This window comes from Tenacibaculum geojense, assembly GCF_042676005.1.
Classification (GTDB): domain Bacteria; phylum Bacteroidota; class Bacteroidia; order Flavobacteriales; family Flavobacteriaceae; genus Polaribacter; species Polaribacter geojense.
This window is the reverse complement of the sequence record NZ_JBHTJR010000020.1, coordinates 75,727-92,567: the sequence shown is the minus strand read 5'-3', so window position 1 is coordinate 92,567 and position 16,841 is coordinate 75,727. Positions and strand designations below refer to the sequence as shown.

At 29.8% G+C, this 16,841-nt stretch carries 20 protein-coding genes; 6 read left to right on the top strand and 14 right to left on the bottom strand.

Features of this window, described 5'->3' with window-relative positions:
• Positions 1-69: 69 nt before the first annotated feature.
• Entirely contained in the window at positions 70-1,611 is a 1,542-nt protein-coding gene (gene amaB, locus ACFQ1U_RS03650) for an L-piperidine-6-carboxylate dehydrogenase (RefSeq protein WP_386105423.1), read from the bottom strand.
• A gap of 110 nt (positions 1,612-1,721) precedes the next feature.
• Between amaB and ACFQ1U_RS03645 the strand changes: the two genes are divergently transcribed.
• On the top strand, positions 1,722-2,759 hold the full coding sequence (locus tag ACFQ1U_RS03645; RefSeq protein WP_386105421.1) for an isoaspartyl peptidase/L-asparaginase family protein: 1,038 nt from the start codon (positions 1,722-1,724) through the stop codon (positions 2,757-2,759).
• Here the strand turns inward: ACFQ1U_RS03645 and ACFQ1U_RS03640 are convergent, their stop codons facing one another.
• The 5 genes from ACFQ1U_RS03640 to ACFQ1U_RS03620 form a co-directional block, all read right to left on the bottom strand.
• Positions 2,760-3,116, bottom strand: a complete 357-nt coding sequence (locus ACFQ1U_RS03640; RefSeq protein WP_386105419.1) for a DUF6970 domain-containing protein — start codon at positions 3,114-3,116, stop codon at positions 2,760-2,762.
• A gap of 9 nt (positions 3,117-3,125) precedes the next feature.
• A complete protein-coding gene (locus ACFQ1U_RS03635) occupies positions 3,126-4,463 on the bottom strand; it encodes a hypothetical protein (protein ID WP_386105417.1) in 1,338 nt (445 codons plus the stop codon).
• Positions 4,457-4,960, bottom strand: a complete 504-nt coding sequence (locus ACFQ1U_RS03630; RefSeq protein WP_386105415.1) for an RNA polymerase sigma factor — start codon at positions 4,958-4,960, stop codon at positions 4,457-4,459. Before ACFQ1U_RS03630 ends, ACFQ1U_RS03635 begins: the two co-directional genes overlap by 7 nt.
• A 68-nt stretch (positions 4,961-5,028) precedes the next feature.
• A complete protein-coding gene (locus tag ACFQ1U_RS03625) occupies positions 5,029-5,430 on the bottom strand; it encodes a hypothetical protein (RefSeq protein ID WP_386105413.1) in 402 nt (133 codons plus the stop codon).
• A gap of 10 nt (positions 5,431-5,440) precedes the next feature.
• A complete protein-coding gene (locus ACFQ1U_RS03620; protein WP_386105411.1) occupies positions 5,441-5,842 on the bottom strand; it encodes a hypothetical protein in 402 nt (133 codons plus the stop codon).
• A gap of 83 nt (positions 5,843-5,925) precedes the next feature.
• Between ACFQ1U_RS03620 and ACFQ1U_RS03615 the strand changes: the two genes are divergently transcribed.
• The gene (locus ACFQ1U_RS03615) at positions 5,926-6,900 is read left to right on the top strand and encodes a LuxE/PaaK family acyltransferase (protein ID WP_386105409.1); all 975 of its coding nucleotides are present in this window, start codon (positions 5,926-5,928) and stop codon (positions 6,898-6,900) included.
• A gap of 91 nt (positions 6,901-6,991) precedes the next feature.
• Complete coding sequence (locus ACFQ1U_RS03610) at positions 6,992-8,638, top strand: glycerol-3-phosphate dehydrogenase/oxidase (RefSeq protein WP_386105407.1); 1,647 nt, start codon at positions 6,992-6,994, stop codon at positions 8,636-8,638.
• Position 8,639: 1 nt separating this feature from the next.
• On the opposite strand, the gene ACFQ1U_RS03605 is transcribed toward ACFQ1U_RS03610, so the two are convergent.
• From ACFQ1U_RS03605 to ACFQ1U_RS03595, 3 genes are all read right to left on the bottom strand, one after another.
• Positions 8,640-9,425, bottom strand: coding sequence for a patatin-like phospholipase family protein (locus ACFQ1U_RS03605; protein WP_386105405.1), 786 nt, complete (start codon positions 9,423-9,425; stop codon positions 8,640-8,642).
• Position 9,426: 1 nt separating this feature from the next.
• A complete protein-coding gene (locus ACFQ1U_RS03600) occupies positions 9,427-10,086 on the bottom strand; it encodes a hypothetical protein (protein WP_386105403.1) in 660 nt (219 codons plus the stop codon).
• A gap of 232 nt (positions 10,087-10,318) precedes the next feature.
• Entirely contained in the window at positions 10,319-11,314 is a 996-nt protein-coding gene (locus ACFQ1U_RS03595) for an NAD(P)H-dependent glycerol-3-phosphate dehydrogenase (RefSeq protein WP_386105401.1), read from the bottom strand.
• A gap of 106 nt (positions 11,315-11,420) precedes the next feature.
• Between ACFQ1U_RS03595 and ACFQ1U_RS03590 the strand changes: the two genes are divergently transcribed.
• The gene (locus tag ACFQ1U_RS03590) at positions 11,421-12,272 is read left to right on the top strand and encodes an alpha/beta hydrolase (protein WP_386105399.1); all 852 of its coding nucleotides are present in this window, start codon (positions 11,421-11,423) and stop codon (positions 12,270-12,272) included.
• 3 nt (positions 12,273-12,275) lie between these two features.
• Positions 12,276-12,707, top strand: a complete 432-nt coding sequence (gene dut / locus ACFQ1U_RS03585; RefSeq protein WP_386105397.1) for a dUTP diphosphatase — start codon at positions 12,276-12,278, stop codon at positions 12,705-12,707.
• Here dut and ACFQ1U_RS03580 read toward each other — a convergent pair.
• Both ACFQ1U_RS03580 and recA read right to left on the bottom strand, forming a co-directional pair.
• A complete protein-coding gene (locus ACFQ1U_RS03580) occupies positions 12,704-13,246 on the bottom strand; it encodes a GNAT family N-acetyltransferase (RefSeq protein ID WP_386105395.1) in 543 nt (180 codons plus the stop codon). The genes dut and ACFQ1U_RS03580 overlap by 4 nt on opposite strands.
• A 76-nt stretch (positions 13,247-13,322) precedes the next feature.
• Entirely contained in the window at positions 13,323-14,330 is a 1,008-nt protein-coding gene (gene recA, locus ACFQ1U_RS03575; RefSeq protein ID WP_386105393.1) for a recombinase RecA, read from the bottom strand.
• A gap of 117 nt (positions 14,331-14,447) precedes the next feature.
• Here recA and ACFQ1U_RS03570 point away from each other — a divergent pair, with 117 nt between their 5' ends.
• Positions 14,448-15,035, top strand: a complete 588-nt coding sequence (locus tag ACFQ1U_RS03570) for a pseudouridine synthase (RefSeq protein WP_386105391.1) — start codon at positions 14,448-14,450, stop codon at positions 15,033-15,035.
• A 1-nt stretch (position 15,036) separates the two neighbouring features.
• On the opposite strand, the gene ACFQ1U_RS03565 is transcribed toward ACFQ1U_RS03570, so the two are convergent.
• From ACFQ1U_RS03565 to rpiB, 3 genes are read right to left on the bottom strand one after another with little or no spacing between them, the layout of a single operon-like run.
• Positions 15,037-15,429: a hypothetical protein gene (locus tag ACFQ1U_RS03565; RefSeq protein WP_386105389.1), complete on the bottom strand. Its 393-nt coding sequence runs from the start codon at positions 15,427-15,429 to the stop codon at positions 15,037-15,039.
• Positions 15,430-15,448: 19 nt separating this feature from the next.
• Positions 15,449-15,892 carry a GNAT family N-acetyltransferase gene (locus ACFQ1U_RS03560; RefSeq protein WP_386105387.1) on the bottom strand — a complete coding sequence of 148 codons (444 nt, stop codon included), beginning with the start codon at positions 15,890-15,892 and terminating at the stop codon, positions 15,449-15,451.
• A 4-nt stretch (positions 15,893-15,896) separates the two neighbouring features.
• Entirely contained in the window at positions 15,897-16,328 is a 432-nt protein-coding gene (rpiB, locus tag ACFQ1U_RS03555; protein ID WP_386105427.1) for a ribose 5-phosphate isomerase B, read from the bottom strand.
• Positions 16,329-16,841: the final 513 nt, after the last annotated feature.

Below are 16,841 nucleotides of genomic sequence, written 5' to 3'. Positions count from 1 at the left end.
ACCAGAGAAGCTAGCTTCTCTGGTTTAAATATATTTTTTAAAACTGTCAACCTATTTTAGGACGACTCATTATAAATCAAATTTAATTCCTTGAGCTAAAGGTAATTCTGTAGTATAATTAATGGTGTTTGTTTGTCTTCTCATATACACTTTCCATGCATCTGATCCAGACTCACGTCCGCCACCTGTTTCTTTTTCACCTCCAAAAGCACCACCAATCTCTGCTCCAGATGTTCCGATATTTACGTTTGCAATTCCACAATCTGAACCTGCATGTGATAAGAAACGCTCTGCTTCACGTAAATTATTAGTCATAATTGCAGAAGACAATCCTTGTGCAACACCATTTTGTAAAGCTATTGCATTTTCTACATCTCCAGAATATTTTAATAAATATAAAACAGGTGCAAAAGTTTCATGTTGCACAATTTCAAACTCATTAGAAGCTTCTGCAATAGCAGGTTTTACATAACAACCACTCTCATAACCTTCACCTTGTAAAACACCACCTTCAACAATAATATTTCCTCCTTCTTCAACAACTTTAGTTAACGCATTTTGATACATTTTAACAGCATCTGTATCAATTAACGGCCCAACATGATTGTTTTCATCTAACGGATTTCCTATACGTAATTGTTTATAAGCATCTACAACTGCATTTTTTACTTTATCATAAATAGAATCGTGAATAATTAATCTACGAGTAGAAGTACAACGTTGTCCTGCAGTACCTACAGCTCCAAAAACAGCTCCAATAACTGTCATTTTAATATCAGCATCTGGAGTAACAATAATAGCATTGTTTCCTCCTAATTCTAATAAACTCTTACCTAAACGTCCTGCAACTTCTTTGGCTACAATTTTACCCATACGCGTAGAACCTGTAGCAGATACTAAAGGAACTCTTGTATCTTTAGAAATATATTCACCAACTTGGTAATCTCCGTTTACTAAACAAGAAATTCCTTCTGGTAAATTATTTTCTTCTAATACTTCTGCAATAATATTTTGACAAGCGACACCGCATAATGGAGTTTTCTCAGATGGTTTCCAAACACAAACATCACCACAAATCCAAGCTAAAGCCGTATTCCATGCCCAAACCGCCACTGGAAAGTTAAATGCAGAAATGATTCCAACTACTCCTAACGGGTGATATTGCTCATACATTCTGTGACCTGGTCTTTCAGAGTGCATTGTTAATCCATGTAATTGACGTGATAAACCAACAGCAAAATCACAGATATCTATCATTTCTTGTACCTCACCTAAACCTTCTTGGTAACTTTTTCCCATTTCATAAGAAACTAATTTCCCTAAAGCTTCTTTCTTTTCACGTAATTTTTCACCAAACTGACGAACAATTTCTCCACGTTGTGGTGCAGGCATCACCCTCCAAGTTTTAAAAGCATCAGTAGCTGCATCCATTACTTTTTCATAATCTTCTTTAGTAGATGCTGTTACCTTACCAATTAACTTTCCATCAACCGGTGAATAACTTTCTATAATTTCTCCGTTAGAAAACCAAGCGTTTCCTGTTGATGTTCCTTTATTAATATCTTGTAAACCTAATGTTTTTAAAGCTTCGCTTATACCGTAGTTTGCCATTTTGAGTTTTACTTTTAGTTGTTTAAATTGAGGTCAAATTTACAAATAAATACTGAACTTAATAAATTTAACAAAACCTTTAGTTTTTGTTTAAAATTAAACTTATAATAATGAAGAATTTCTTTTACTTTTTACTGTTTTCTATATCTCTTACAAGTTGTAAAAATACAACCTCTACTCCACCAACTAAAGTTAATGAATTTGCAATTGTAATTCACGGAGGTGCTGGAACGATTTTGAAAAAAAATATGACTCCCGAAAAAGAAGCTGCTTATAAAGCTACATTAGAAAAGGCTATAAAGGTTGGACACACTATTTTAAAAAACGGAGGAACTAGTTTAAATGCTGTTGAAAAAACTATTCATGTTATGGAAAATTCTCCATTATTTAATGCAGGAAAAGGAGCTGTTTTTACTCATGAAGAAACTAATGAACTAGACGCTTCAATAATGACTGGTAATAATTTAAATGCTGGTGCTATTGCAGGTGTAACCGATATTAAAAATCCTATTTCATTAGCTAGAAAAGTAATGGAAAACTCAGAACATGTGATGCTATCAGGAAAAGGAGCTTCCATATTTGCGAAAGAACAAGGTATAGAAATTGTTGATTCTAGTTACTTTTTTACAGAAAGTAGATACAAATCTTTACAGCGTGTTAAAGAAAAAATGAAAGCTGAATTAGATCATGATGCTAAAACTGCTTTTTATGATCCAATTATAAAAGATTCTAAGTTTGGTACTGTTGGATGTGTTGCTTTAGATAAAAATGGAAATATTACTGCAGGAACCTCAACTGGTGGAATGACAAATAAACGTTGGAATAGAATTGGAGATGCTCCTATCATTGGTTCAGGAACTTATGCTAATAATGCAACCTGTGGAGTATCATCAACTGGTTGGGGTGAATATTTTATTAGAGCGCAAGTTGCTCACGATATTTCTGCCTTAATGGAATATAAAAAAGTAAGCTTAAAAGAAGCTACGCATGAAGTTATTCAAAATAAACTAACAAAATTAGGTGGTACAGGTGGCGTTATTGCATTAGATAAAAACGGTACTATGGTTTTTGAGTTTAACACCGCAGGAATGTACCGAGCTAGTATGAATGATAAAGGTGATATCTCTGTAAAAATTTACAAAGATTAATTATTCGTCAAAATTTTTCCAAAGCACTTTTTTATCTGTTGCTGTATCAAAAAAATCTGGACAATTATTAGTATTAGGCATCATACCTCCAAATGTACATAATTTATCATGTTTAGCATTATAAAGCGTGCTAATGGCATCTGGACATTGATAACAAGGATCTAATAAATACACTGTTTCATTTTTATACGTATAAGAAACAATCATTGCTTTTACTGGAAATGGATTGTCTTTTATTTGCTTAATAAAATCTTGCATCCATACCTTGTTTTCAATTGGATTTACTTGTGATGCTTCTTTTTTAGGAGCACAAGAGATTAGACATAAAAACAGTAAACATTGATAAAATAACTTCATAAATTAAATTTAAAATTGATATTGTAATCCAGAGTACACGCCTATTGCATAAGGCTTAAAACCATTGTTGCTTTTTGAAAACGTTTTTAATTGGGTTTGAAACATGGGTTGTACCGTAAATTGTAATTGTTGATTGAGTAAAATACTAATATCTAAACCTAAATTGGCACTAAAGTTAACAGAATTCAAATTATTAGCTTCACCTATTTGTTGTTTAGTATCAGCTGTTTGAACTAAAATAGCATTTTGATTTAAAAATAAAGAACTAAAACCAGAAACCAAATAGGTATTTATTTTTTTATGAGTTATAACTTTATATTTAACTTCTATAGGAATTTCTATATAACCCACCTCTTGTAATAAATTTCCAGATTCGTAATTATTTGAATCATTGTTTGTGGTTAAAAAATAAGAGTTAGCACTTTCTGGTGAATTGGCAAATAGATAATTGGTTGCATTAGTATTAAATGTTACGTTATTTAAATTATTATTAATTCCACTACTTTCAACCAAAGCAACATCTTGTGTATTATATAACATTTTTTGCATTCTCACTCCCGATTGTAAGGTCCATTTTTCAGATAATTTGTACCCAATATTAATTCCGTATGAAAAGGTGTTTTCTCCATTTACCTTATTATTATTTAAATTAGAATCAATTGCTGAGGCTTGTGAAAATGTGTTTGCTTTAACAACACCTAATATTGGAGCAATACTCCAATGTTTACGGTTATTTTTCGCATCATTTTTAGTTACGTTCTTTTTGGAAACCTCAGCAATGAAATCCTTCTTTTCATCTTCTCTTTCTTTTTTTGTTATAACTTTAGTATTGGTATCTGTAACATGGTTAGATAACTTTTTCATAGCAATTTTTTCATCAGAAATAAAATTGTGTTTTTTAGATTCTGACTCTTGGTTTTCTTTTCTTTTTGTAGCCACATAGCTATTTTTAGTTAACAAAGCAGCAGACTTTGAAGTAGTAGTAATAGATGGTATTGCTGCATTACCTTGATAACTTGGGGTAGAAGCTTTTATGATAGACGGACTGGATGTAATTTTTATATCATTTGGTGGTGTAGTAAGTTTTGTTTTATTTTTTTCGGTTTGATTAGGTATTAATACAGGTTCATTTTCTTCTTGATAGCTATTTCTTATAGTTGGAAATAGCAATAAACCTAATACTAACATAGCTGCTACTCCACTAGAAAACCACCAAATAGGAATGAATCGTTTTTTCTTTTTTTGCTGTGTTGCAGCAATTGCCTCCCAAATCTTAGCGTCTGGAGTAGCTTCAAAGTCTTTAAACTTTTCTTGAAAAAGACGATCTATATTTTTTTTATCTAACATTTAACGTTTTGTTCTTTTTGCTGATGTAATTCTATCTTTTCTTTTAAAATAAGTCGAGCTCTTGATAAATTAGATTTTGATGTTCCTATAGAAATTCCAAGCATTTCAGAAATTTCTTTATGAGAAAAATTATCCATTACATAAAGGTTAAATATCAAGCGGTACCTATCTGGCAATTGTTGAATTAATTGTAATAAAAAATCAAGGTCTAGTTTAGATTCATCTAGTATAGCAGTTGTATCTTCAGTAACAGCTTCATCTTTAATTAAATATAAAGGTGATTTTTCTCTGTATTTTTGTAACGCATTGTTTATAACTATGCGTTTTAACCATCCTTCAAAAGAACCTTTAAAACTATACAACTCTAATTTTTGAAAAGCAGTTATAAAACTATCTTGTAATACATCTTCAGCATCTTCTTTATTTCGAGAATACTTTAAACTCAAAGCAAAAAGCTTACTAGCAAAAAGCTGATAAACTTGAGCCTTTGCTTGCAAATTGTTTTGCTTGCATTGCTGTATGAGTTTTTTTAGATTGATAATTTTTAGCTTTAATAATCTTTAAACTAATATATTAAATTAGGTTTTCCGTTTTTACACTCAACACCTGTTGGCTTTGCTGCAATATCGCAAGTAGAAAATATATTCCATTTTTTATTATACGCTTTCTCAAGATTGGTGTAAATGGTTACCTTTTCTAAAAATGATGTTTCATTACTTTTTGGATACGCTATGTAACCTTGTGGTCCTCCACAAGCTTTACTCCCGTAAGCAGTAAAACTCCATTCATTAGCATTAATACAAGAAATACTCTCAGCTTCTGTTTTTATATCTGAAAATAAAGTTATTAATTCTTGTTGATCGGTTTCTTGATCTGTTGCCTCCTTTTTATCTATTATTGATTTAGTGTCAGAACATCCAACAAATAATAGAATTACAAAACAAAATGATGATATTATTATCTTCATACCAAATATCTTAATTTACTGGAACCACTTTTTCTTCAAAAATATTGTTTCCATCTGCATCAGTACCTTTCCAAAATTTAAAAACATAATCTTCTTGTTGCGTAACATTTACAAGAAACGTATGCTCTTTTTCAATTAATGCTTCAGAACAGCTGTTAATTTCTCTTTTTAATGCATTTACTGCAACAATTCTAGCAGTATCTTGATATTCATAATACAAACTATGAAACGAATAGCAAGCACTAGGTAAATCATAAGTAATAGTTATTTCACCATCTTCTCCAAAAGTAAAGCTATCTGGAACAGTAGCTTCTTTAACTTCTAAAATTTCATAACTATATTCTGGTCCATCATCATTTAAACAAGCAGTGAATGTTACAACACTTAGTAGTAATAAAATATACTTTTTCATGATTAATATTTTTGGTTTTATACTAGTAAGATGCAAAACCATATATAAGGTTGCGTTGAATAATAGTATTTTTGTAAAACATTATGCAAGATTTAATTTTTAACATACAAACAGCTACAGGCTTTGAAACTGCTGCATTAGCAGTTTTTAAACATCAATTTTTACACAATAAAGTTTATCGTTCTTTTTGCGATTTATTGTATGTACACTATGCAGATGTATCTACAATAGAAGACATTCCGTTTTTACCTATTCAATTTTTTAAATCTCATAATGTAGTTAGTACCACCAATAATGTTGTACAAACTTTTACCAGTTCTGGTACTACTGGAAGCTTTCCAAGTAAACATTTAGTGACTGATTTAAATTGGTATGAACAAAGCTTTAAAAAAGGATTTGAATTAAGTTATGGTGCTATTGAAAACTATACAGTATTAGCATTGTTACCAAATTATTTAGAAAGAACAGGATCCTCTTTAATTTATATGGTTGATGATTTTATTAAACGCTCTAAAAAACCCGAAAGTGGATTTTATCTTCATAATTTAGATGAATTAGCTCAAAAATTAAAAATTTTGGACGCTAAAGGTGAAAAAATCTTGTTAATTGGAGTTTCTTTTGCTTTGTTAGATTTAATTGAGAAACATCAGTTTCAATTAAAAAATACTATTGTAATGGAAACGGGAGGAATGAAAGGTAGAAGAAAAGAATTAATTAGGTCTGAACTACATTATATACTATCTAAAGGTTTTGGTGTAAATACTATTCATTCAGAATATGGTATGACAGAGTTATTAAGTCAAGCTTATTCAAAAGGTAATGGAATTTTTAATTGCCCACCATGGATGAAAATTCTTATTCGTGATACTGAAGATCCTTTAAGTATTCAAGAAAATAATAAAACTGGTGGTATCAACGTAATAGATCTTGCTAACTATAACTCTTGTAGTTTTATTGCTACCCAAGATTTAGGGAAACTTCATTCAAATGGTCAATTTGAAATTATGGGTCGTTTTGATAATTCTGATATCCGTGGATGTAATTTAATGGTTTTATAACTCTTTTGTTAAAAACTAGCATTAAAATAGTTAATAACTCCCCTAAAAACAGATACTTTTAATTGTTATTTTTGAAAGAAAATAACAGGCTATGAATAACTTTTCTTTCTTTAATCGTAAAAACATCATCAACGAACTTCAAACTACCGAATTTGATTTGTTAATTGTTGGTGGAGGTATTACTGGAGCTGGTATTGCTTTAGATGCCGCTTCAAGAGGAATGAAAGTTGCTTTGGTTGAAAAAAACGATTTTGCTTCTGGAACTTCTAGTAAATCTACCAAACTTATTCATGGAGGATTACGTTATTTAAAACAATTTGATTTTTGGCTGGTAAAAGAAGTAGGAACAGAACGTGCTATTGTTCATAAATTAGCGCCTCATTTAGTTATTCCAGAAAAAATGATTTTACCGCTTATTGAAGGTGGGACATATGGATCTTGGTTAACTTCAATAGGCTTAAAAGTTTACGATATCTTAGCTTCTGTAGAAGGAGATGATAAACGTCAAATGTTAGACAAAGAGGATGCTTTACACAAAGAACCTTTATTACCAGAAGAAATTTTAAATGGAGCTGGATTTTATGCAGAGTATAGAACCGATGATGCTAGATTAACCATTGAAGTTTTAAAAACTGCTACAGAATACAATGCTACTGTAGCAAATTATACTGAAGTTACAGAGTTTATTTACACCAAAAAACAAGTAACAGGTGCTATTGTAAAAGATGTATTTACTGATGAAACTTTTAATATTAAAGCTAAATACGTGGTAAATGCTTCTGGACCTTGGGTAGATGAATTAAGAGAAATAAACAACTCTAAAACCGGTAGTAGACTACATTTAACTAAAGGGGTACATTTGGTAGTTCCTTTTGAAAAATTACCTGTAAAACAATCTGTATACTTTGATATACCAGATGGTAGAATGATGTTTGCTATACCCAGAGGAAAAATAACCTATTTTGGAACCACTGATACACATTACACTAAAAATTTAAATGCAATTGAAACAAGTTTAGTAGATGCAACTTACTTAATATCTGCCGTAAATAACATGTTCCCATCAATCAATATTAGTTTAGATGATATAGAATCTTCATGGGCAGGTTTACGTCCGTTAATTCATGAAGAAGGAAAATCTGCTTCTGAATTATCTAGAAAAGATGAAATTTTTGTGTCCGATACTAATTTAATATCAATTGCTGGCGGTAAATTAACAGGATACCGTAAAATGTCGGAAAGAATTGTTGATCTGGTTGTAAAAAAGTATAAAAAACAATTTGATGTTGAGTTTGATGACATACAAACAGAAGAAATAATTTTAAGTGGTGGTCCTTTTCAAAACTTTAAATCTGTAAGTTATTATATTCAAAAAATATACAAACAAATTAAGTTAGATGGTTTAACTATAAACGATGCTAAATATTTAGTGTATAATTATGGTAAACAAACAGAAATAATTTTAGATAAATTTGATGAGTATGATTCAGAAAATGTTGAAGAAAAATTAATAAAAGCAGAAGTTTGGTTCACCATTTATCATGAAATGGCATGTACTCCTACTGATTTTTTTATGAGGAGAACAGGACGTTTATTTTTTGATATGCCTAGTGTTAACACACACAAAGAATTTATTATAAATGAATTTGCTAACTATTTCTCATGGTCTAACTCACAAAAAGAAACTTATAAAGCAGAATTAGATAAAAAAATAGAAATGGCTATTACCTTTAAATAAACTAATCTAATAAAGCACCAATTACTTTTTTAGCTTCATTATATCCAATTTCAAAAATTTCATCCATTTTAGCCACATTGGTTTCAAAAGTATTGTATTTACTTAAAGCTAAGGGTTCTATAATGGTGTTGCAGTGTTTCCTTTTAAAAAACATTTCCTTTACAGCTAATAATTCAAAAGATCTGGAAGTTACAGCTCTTATAGTAGATATTTGTTGTAATGTTAACTCTTGTAACGGATTTACATAACTTCCTATCAAATATTCACAATCTTTATCTTTATAAAGTAAATCTGTAGGAAAATTGTTTAAAATACCTCCATCTGAGTATAAATTATCTCCAATTTTAACAGGTGAAAATACTCCAGGAACGGAAGATGAAGCTAACATTGCATCAATTAACTTATCATCATTGTTAAAAATTTTAAGTTTTCCGCTTACTAAATCTGTAGCTGTGATGTACACAGGAATAGTAGTATCACCTATTGTTAAATCATTACCTAAAAACTTTATAAAATATTCTCTAAATGCTTTAGGGTCTATAATTCCAGGTTTAGTTAAAGTAAAATGTTTCCAACTAAATAAAGAAACAGATTTAAAAAATGATAAAATATCTTGCGGTGACTTACCTGCAGCATATAAACCTGCTACTATAGATCCGGCGCTTGTACCTGCAACTTTATGCGCTTGTAAATTTTGCTCTTCCAAGTACTGAAGTACTCCTGCATGTGCAATTCCTTTAGTACCTCCTCCAGATAATGCTAATCCAAAAGGTTGAAGTATAGACATTTTAATTAAGTTTTAAGTCCATTAAAATAGCAAAAGTCTCATTTACATCTTCTTCTTTTACTACAATTGTCATTTCATGAGTAGTAGAAATAACTTCTTGCAATGCAATATTAGCCCAAGCAAATTGTTTTAATATAAAATAGTAAACACCAGATTGATCTAGGTTTTCTTTAGGTAATTTAATGGTTATAGAAGCTAAATCTGTATCATTATTGATAATAGTTTCACTTTCAAAATTTTTCTTAATAGAAGGTTCTAAACTTTTACTGGCCACTATGGTAGTTTCAAAAATCCCTTGAGATACTGTTAAAAATAAATCGTTGTTGTCTGAAGCTTCAGCTAAAATTGTTGCAATTCTTTTTACCAGTGTTGGTGTATTTTTAAAAGTAAAATCACACAAATCAGATCTTACAATAACATCTCCTAAGTTTAATGCTAATTTTTTTATATTTTTACGAATACGTAGCTCATTTGCAGGAGATAACCTATTAATAGCCATCATTACTGCACCTACTTTTACCTCTTTTTTTAATAATAAGGCAACTTCGGGTAAAATTACTCTAGCTAGTGAGGAAACGTTAATTAACTTTTCGTTTAAAGCTTCTTCTATAAACGGGGTTTTACGGATTGTAATTTCTACAGCTTCTTGTATTGTTTTCATTGTTTAGAATTAAACTAATTGTTGCAAAAATAATGTAATATGTTTAAGTATACCTTTTATTAACGAAAAATTTAAGCTTTTAATTGTTTGATTATTCGTTTTTTAAGTTAACTTTGATTTATTGTTAATAAATGCAACACAACTAAATTGAAGCGTCAGGCGGATTAAGCCATTTTAGGTATTATCTAAGGGTTGAATACTTAAAATTTGAACTAAATATGTAAATAAACAACTAATTTAACCTATTTGTTAACTTTTCAAATTCGTCTTTCGCTTCTTTTTTTGCATACAACACATTATACACCGCATTAATAATTGGTGTTTTTGCACCATTTTTTTCGTTTATTTCGTACGCACTTTTAGTGGCATAGTACCCTTCTGCTACCATACTCATTTCCATCATAGCAGATTTTACCGTATATCCCTTACCAATCATATTCCCAAACATTCTGTTTCTACTAAATACAGAATATCCTGTTACTAACAAATCTCCTAAATAGGCAGAGTTATTAATATTACGTTTCATTTTATGTACTTTTTTAATAAAACGTTTCATTTCTCGGATAGCATTACTCATTAATACTGACTGGAAATTATCTCCATAACCTAAGCCATGAGCAATTCCAGCTGCAATAGCATAAATATTTTTAAGCATAGCTGCATACTCGGTACCAATAATATCATCAGAGGTAGTTACTTTTATATATCTACCAGCTACTACTTTACTTAAAGCATTGGCTTTCTCTTCATCTTGACAGGCAACGGTTAAATATGATAAACGCTCCATTGCTACCTCTTCTGCGTGACAAGGACCAGTAATAACACCAATATTTTCGAAAGGTATTTGATAATGATCATGAAAGTGCTCGCCTACAATTAGTCCTGTTTCAGGAACAATACCTTTAATTGCAGAAAAAACTATTTTATTTTCCAGTGATACGGTTAACTTTTGAAGTTCAGTATGAAGAAAAGCTGAAGGTATTGCAAAAATTAAAACATCATATGAAGCTATAATATCATTTAAATTATCTGATAAATCTAATTGCTCTGGATGTAATTCAGCAGAACTTAAATAATTAGGATTGTGTTTATTACGTTTAATATGCTCTATAGCATATATACTTCGCATATACCATCCTATATTTTCTAAATTTTCTGACAACATTTTTATAATGGCTGTCGCCCAACTTCCGCCACCTATCACTGCTATTTTAGAAAAGTCACTCATTTTATTTCTTTTACAGATATAATTAAGTACGAAATTAATAATTTAGTACAACTTAAAAGTTATAAACTCTATTATACCTTTAAATTTACACTAAAACTAACTCATAATGAAAGGTTTAAACAAATTTATTATTTCGATATTAATTTTACTTAGTTTTAACTGTAAAAACGAGACTAAAAATACTGTCACAAAAAGTAAAAAAAGTTCTAAATCTGTTAACGTTTCTATAATTGATGCTACTTTTAGAATTGATAGTATTAGTAGTGAGCCAAAAAAAATATGGGTTTATTTACCTCCAGATTATTATCATACCAAAAAAAAATATCCTGTAATTTATATGCATGATGGTCAAAATTTATTTGACAGTGCTACTTCTTTTATTGGAGAATGGGAAGTTGATGAAACTTTAAACAAACTTTTTGAGGTAACAGGAAAAGGATTTATTGTAGTTGCTCCTGAAAATGGTGGTGAACATCGTACTGCAGAATATACACCATGGACTCATGAAAAATATGGTGGTGGTAAAGGTGATAATTATATTAAATTTTTAAAAAATACCTTAAAACCTTATATAGATTCTACGTATAGAACCAAACCTCAACAAAAACACACAGGATTGATAGGAAGTTCTTTGGGAGGTTTAATTTCTTATTATGGCGGACTTAAATATCCTGAAACATTTGGTAAAATAGGCGTGTTATCTCCTTCTTTTTGGTACTCTAAAGAAATTATACCATTTACTAAAAAATATGCTGCTACCAACACCTTAAAAATGTATTTTTTATTGGGTGATAAGGAAGGTATGACTGATGATTTTAACAATACTATTAACTTATTAACTGCCGCTGGTTTTCCTGAGAACAATAAAAAATCTAAACTAGTTGCTGGTGGCGAGCACAATGAAACTTTTTGGAAGAATGAATTTTTAGAAGTTATTAAATTTTTATACGATATTTAGCCCATGAACGTACAAATAATTAACAAATCAAAACACCAAACACCTGCCTATGAAACTGATGGTGCAGCAGGTATGGATTTACGCGCTAACATTGAAGCTGCAATTACCTTAAAACCATTAGAAAGAGCTATAGTAAAAACCGGATTATTTATTGCTTTACCTCAAGGTTATGAGGCTCAAGTAAGACCAAGAAGTGGTTTGGCTGCTAAAAAAGGGATTACTGTTTTAAACGCTCCAGGAACCGTAGATGCCGATTATAGAGGTGAAATAGGTGTAATTTTAGTAAACCTATCTAATGAAGATTTTATTATTAATGACGGTGAACGTATTGCCCAATTAGTAATAGCTAAACATGAGCGTGTTTCTTGGAACGAAGTGGAAGTTTTGGACGAAACTGAACGAGGAGCAGGAGGTTTTGGTAGTACAGGAGTTTAACTCAATTTTTTATAAAGCTGACTCATTTTTCTGTATTCATCAAACAATAAATTAAATGATAAAAAACAATGTGAATAATAATGGTATCCTAAATTACGATAAAATGAAAATGCTTGAGTTTTCTTATCCATAGCATCTAACCATATTAATTCATATTGTTTTTTAATCGCTTCTTTTTCCAACCATTGTAATAATTTTTTACCAATTCCTTTTCCTTGAGTTGAACTATGTAAATACACTCTGTGGAGTTTAACACATTTTAATTTTTTATCATAATTAGGTAACTCATAATCCCAAATTATTCTGAAATTTCCAACACGTTTTCCTTTAAAAACAACAAAGTAATATTCGGTATTATCTTCAGCTAGTTCTTTTTTTACGTTTTTATTAGAATATTGTGCATTAATATACCATTCGCCTTTATCTTCCCAGAAATAATCATAGGCCTGAGTATATACATCGCTCATTAGAGTATATAAAATGTTACTATTTTCTAATGTTACAGGTTGAAGTTGTAAGTTTTCATCGACATTAATCATGATATAAAAATAAAAAACTGCTGTGATATATTCACAACAGTTTAAATTATAAGAACGATTAAATTTTGATAAAATCTTATTCTTGATTCTCGATAGCCTCTTTTATTTTACCTTCAAGCTCATCCATTAACTCAGGATTGTCTTTTATTAAGTTTTTAACAGCATCTCTACCTTGACCCAATTTAGTATCTCCGTAACTAAACCATGATCCGCTTTTCTTAACAATACCTAATTCAACACCAATATCTAATACTTCACCTACTTTAGATATACCAGCACCATACATAATATCAAATTCTGCTGTTTGGAAAGGTGGAGCTACTTTATTTTTAACAACTTTAACTTTGGTACTGTTACCAATAACACGGTCTCCATCTTTAATTTGAGTTCTTCTTCTAATATCTAAACGTACAGATGCATAAAACTTTAAAGCATTACCACCTGTAGTTGTTTCTGGGTTACCAAACATTACACCAATTTTTTCACGTAATTGGTTAATAAAAATTACAGTACAATTAGTTTTACTAATAGTTGCCGTTAATTTACGCAATGCTTGAGACATTAAACGAGCATGTAATCCCATTTTAGAATCTCCCATTTCTCCTTCAATTTCAGATTTAGGAGTTAAGGCTGCAACCGAATCAATAATAACAATATCAATTGCACCAGATCTAATTAAATTATCAGCAATTTCTAATGCTTGCTCACCATGATCTGGTTGAGAAATAATTAGATTATCAATATCTACACCTAAACTAGCTGCGTAAAAACGATCAAAAGCATGTTCTGCATCAATAAACGCAGCAATACCACCTGCTTTTTGTGCTTCAGCTATGGCATGTAAGGTTAATGTTGTTTTACCAGAAGATTCTGGTCCGTAAATTTCTATAATTCTTCCTCTAGGATATCCACCAACACCTAACGCTAAATCTAAACCTAAAGAACCTGACGAAATAGCATCTACATCTTCTACTTGCTTATCGCCCATTTTCATTACAGTTCCTTTTCCGTAAGACTTATCTAATTTATCTAGAGTAAGTTGAAGCGCTTTTAATTTCGCTTCTTTTTCTTTATCTGCTGCCATAAAATATGCTAAAATGTTATAAAATAAGAGATGCTAAGGTATAAAAAAACTATGGTTTTTTGATGATTTTTTAATACCTAAAGAAATAGTTTATTTTTGCCGTATTAAAACTGCTGTATGCCAAAACATCGACATTTTATAATTCATAAACCTTACGGTTATTTATCGCAATTTATTACCAATCAAAAAAATAATAAACATAAACTTTTAGGTGAATTAAGCGATGATTTTCCAGAAAATACGATGGCTGTTGGTAGATTAGATGTAAAATCTGAAGGATTATTATTTTTAACTACTGATGGTAAAGTAAGTGATTATATTACTACAAGTGGTGGTGTTGAAAAAGAATATTATGCACAATTAGATGGTGCTATTACGGCTAAGGCTATTGATGAATTAAGAACTGGTGTTGAAATTGGTTTTGATGGCAAAAAATACATTACCAAACCTTGTAAAGTTCATTTAATTGATTCTCCTAACTTTAAAGCACGTGTTAAAAAAATTCGTGATGAAAGACATGGACCAACATCTTGGATATCAATTACTTTAAAAGAAGGTAAATTTAGACAAGTTCGTAAAATGACTTCTGGTGTGGGGTTTCCAACACTTAGGCTGGTTAGAGTAAGAATTGGTAATGCTTGGTTGAATGATTTACCTGTTGGAAACGTTGAAGAAATTGATAATTTAATAGAATTAATTTCTTAGTTTATAATAACTTACTAAGTTTTAATTCATACTTACTTAAAAGTATAATTATAAGAATTTCTAATAAAAAATAAATCTTTCCTAATACACTAATATCGTTAAAAAAGTATAATAGCAATAATAAACAAATACAACAATATGTAATATTTGAATAAGCTATAACTTTTAAAAATACTTTTTTAAATTGTTGTCTAGCATAAAAGTAACTGAGTACATCAAAACAAATTAAAATACAAGCTAACGATACTAATACATATTTTGTAAAAGAAGATACTCCTAAAAGTTTTTGAAAAATAATTAATGTAGTAATAGATAAGATTGCACCAACAGCATCTATAATAAAAATTGCATTAGGCTTAATACTTATCATATTAAAAATAGTTGTTGGAATCATATAAACTATCTTTAAAAAACTACTCCTTACATATCATTTTAATATGCGGAATTCCATCTTCTAAATATCCTTCACCTTTTTGAACAAAAGCATGAGACTCATAAAATTTTTGTAAATATGTTTGAGCAGATATGGTAATTACAGCTGTTTTATAGTTATCAACGATAGCTTTTTTTGCCATTTTAATTAAATCATGTCCATAACCAAAAGCACGTTCCGACTCTTTAACAATTACTCTGCCTATACTCGGTGTATTAAAATAATCACCAGCATCAAATAATCGAGCATAAGCAACTAATTTATTATTTTTAATACCTAGAACATGTAATGCTTTTTGATCTTTATAATCAATATCTTGGTACACACAATCTTGCTCTACAACAAAAACTTCAGAACGCAGCTGAAGAATAGCATATAATTCTGAAGTTGTTAAATTATCAAATGTTTTTACAGTAAAATTCATAGAATTAACTACAAGCTATTTTTTCTACCCTATTTTGATGACGACCACCTTCAAAAGGTGTATCTAAAAATATTTTTACAAAACCTAAAGCTTGTTGTAAGGAAACAAAACGAGCAGGAATGGTTAAAATATTAGCGTTGTTATGCTGACGCGCTAAAGCAACTAATTCGTTATTCCAACATAATGCTGCTCTAATACCTTGATGCTTATTTGCTGTCATTTGAGCACCATTACCGCTTCCGCATAAAATAATTCCTAAATCGGCTTGTGAAGTTTCAACAGCTTCTGCAGTTGGGTGAATAGTATCTGGATAATCCATACTATCTTCCTCATTAGTTCCAAAATTAATTACTTTGTGACCTAATTCTTCTAATAAATTAACAATTTCGAACTTGTATTCGGTACCTGCATGGTCGTTACCAATAGCAATTGTCATAATGATTTGATTTTTAGTTGTGTTATGGTTCACAAAAATACAGTTATTAACGGTTATCAACAGCTATTAACATTAGTTTTTTTAATAACCCTAATAAGGTATTCAGAATAAGCTATTTACCCAATGTTTCAAAATTGTTAAGAAATAATCCTAACTTTTAAAAAGAAAATTTGAAAATCTAACTTTTTTTTACAATACACTCACAACACTTATATACACAACTTTTTTTTTGAGTTTTTAATGAACATTTATCAACAAAAAATTAACCATTTATTTACAGTTTTTTTTAAGTTAGTTTTTCATGAATTTCTGTGAGTAGTTGTTTATAACTTTTGTTAATAACTATATTTTTATACTGATTTTAAAACGTTTGAATAACTCATAACTTGTTAAATGTTTTTAATAACTCAAATAACAAAATTATATTCATACTAGTTATGCTACAAATTAACAGTATATAATAACAATCATTTTAATTTTTAAATTTTTAAAGAAGAAGAATTATAATGTTAT

Bases quoted from the DNA above. Each gene is read 5' to 3' on its own strand.
- ACFQ1U_RS03565 (WP_386105389.1), bottom strand. From the start codon at position 15,429: ATGATTCCAACAACTATTTTTAATATGATAAGTATTAAGCCTAATGCA.
- dut (WP_386105397.1), top strand. From the start codon at position 12,276: ATGAACGTACAAATAATTAACAAATCAAAACACCAAACACCTGCCTAT.
- amaB (WP_386105423.1), bottom strand. From the start codon at position 1,611: ATGGCAAACTACGGTATAAGCGAAGCTTTAAAAACATTAGGTTTACAA.
- ACFQ1U_RS03625 (WP_386105413.1), bottom strand. From the start codon at position 5,430: ATGAAGATAATAATATCATCATTTTGTTTTGTAATTCTATTATTTGTT.
- ACFQ1U_RS03610 (WP_386105407.1), top strand. From the start codon at position 6,992: ATGAATAACTTTTCTTTCTTTAATCGTAAAAACATCATCAACGAACTT.
- ACFQ1U_RS03560 (WP_386105387.1), bottom strand. From the start codon at position 15,892: ATGAATTTTACTGTAAAAACATTTGATAATTTAACAACTTCAGAATTA.
- ACFQ1U_RS03635 (WP_386105417.1), bottom strand. From the start codon at position 4,463: ATGTTAGATAAAAAAAATATAGATCGTCTTTTTCAAGAAAAGTTTAAA.
- ACFQ1U_RS03620 (WP_386105411.1), bottom strand. From the start codon at position 5,842: ATGAAAAAGTATATTTTATTACTACTAAGTGTTGTAACATTCACTGCT.
- ACFQ1U_RS03595 (WP_386105401.1), bottom strand. From the start codon at position 11,314: ATGAGTGACTTTTCTAAAATAGCAGTGATAGGTGGCGGAAGTTGGGCG.
- recA (WP_386105393.1), bottom strand. From the start codon at position 14,330: ATGGCAGCAGATAAAGAAAAAGAAGCGAAATTAAAAGCGCTTCAACTT.
- ACFQ1U_RS03570 (WP_386105391.1), top strand. From the start codon at position 14,448: ATGCCAAAACATCGACATTTTATAATTCATAAACCTTACGGTTATTTA.
- ACFQ1U_RS03640 (WP_386105419.1), bottom strand. From the start codon at position 3,116: ATGAAGTTATTTTATCAATGTTTACTGTTTTTATGTCTAATCTCTTGT.
- ACFQ1U_RS03590 (WP_386105399.1), top strand. From the start codon at position 11,421: ATGAAAGGTTTAAACAAATTTATTATTTCGATATTAATTTTACTTAGT.
- ACFQ1U_RS03645 (WP_386105421.1), top strand. From the start codon at position 1,722: ATGAAGAATTTCTTTTACTTTTTACTGTTTTCTATATCTCTTACAAGT.
- ACFQ1U_RS03580 (WP_386105395.1), bottom strand. From the start codon at position 13,246: ATGATTAATGTCGATGAAAACTTACAACTTCAACCTGTAACATTAGAA.
- ACFQ1U_RS03600 (WP_386105403.1), bottom strand. From the start codon at position 10,086: ATGAAAACAATACAAGAAGCTGTAGAAATTACAATCCGTAAAACCCCG.
- rpiB (WP_386105427.1), bottom strand. From the start codon at position 16,328: ATGACAATTGCTATTGGTAACGACCATGCAGGTACCGAATACAAGTTC.
- ACFQ1U_RS03605 (WP_386105405.1), bottom strand. From the start codon at position 9,425: ATGTCTATACTTCAACCTTTTGGATTAGCATTATCTGGAGGAGGTACT.
- ACFQ1U_RS03615 (WP_386105409.1), top strand. From the start codon at position 5,926: ATGCAAGATTTAATTTTTAACATACAAACAGCTACAGGCTTTGAAACT.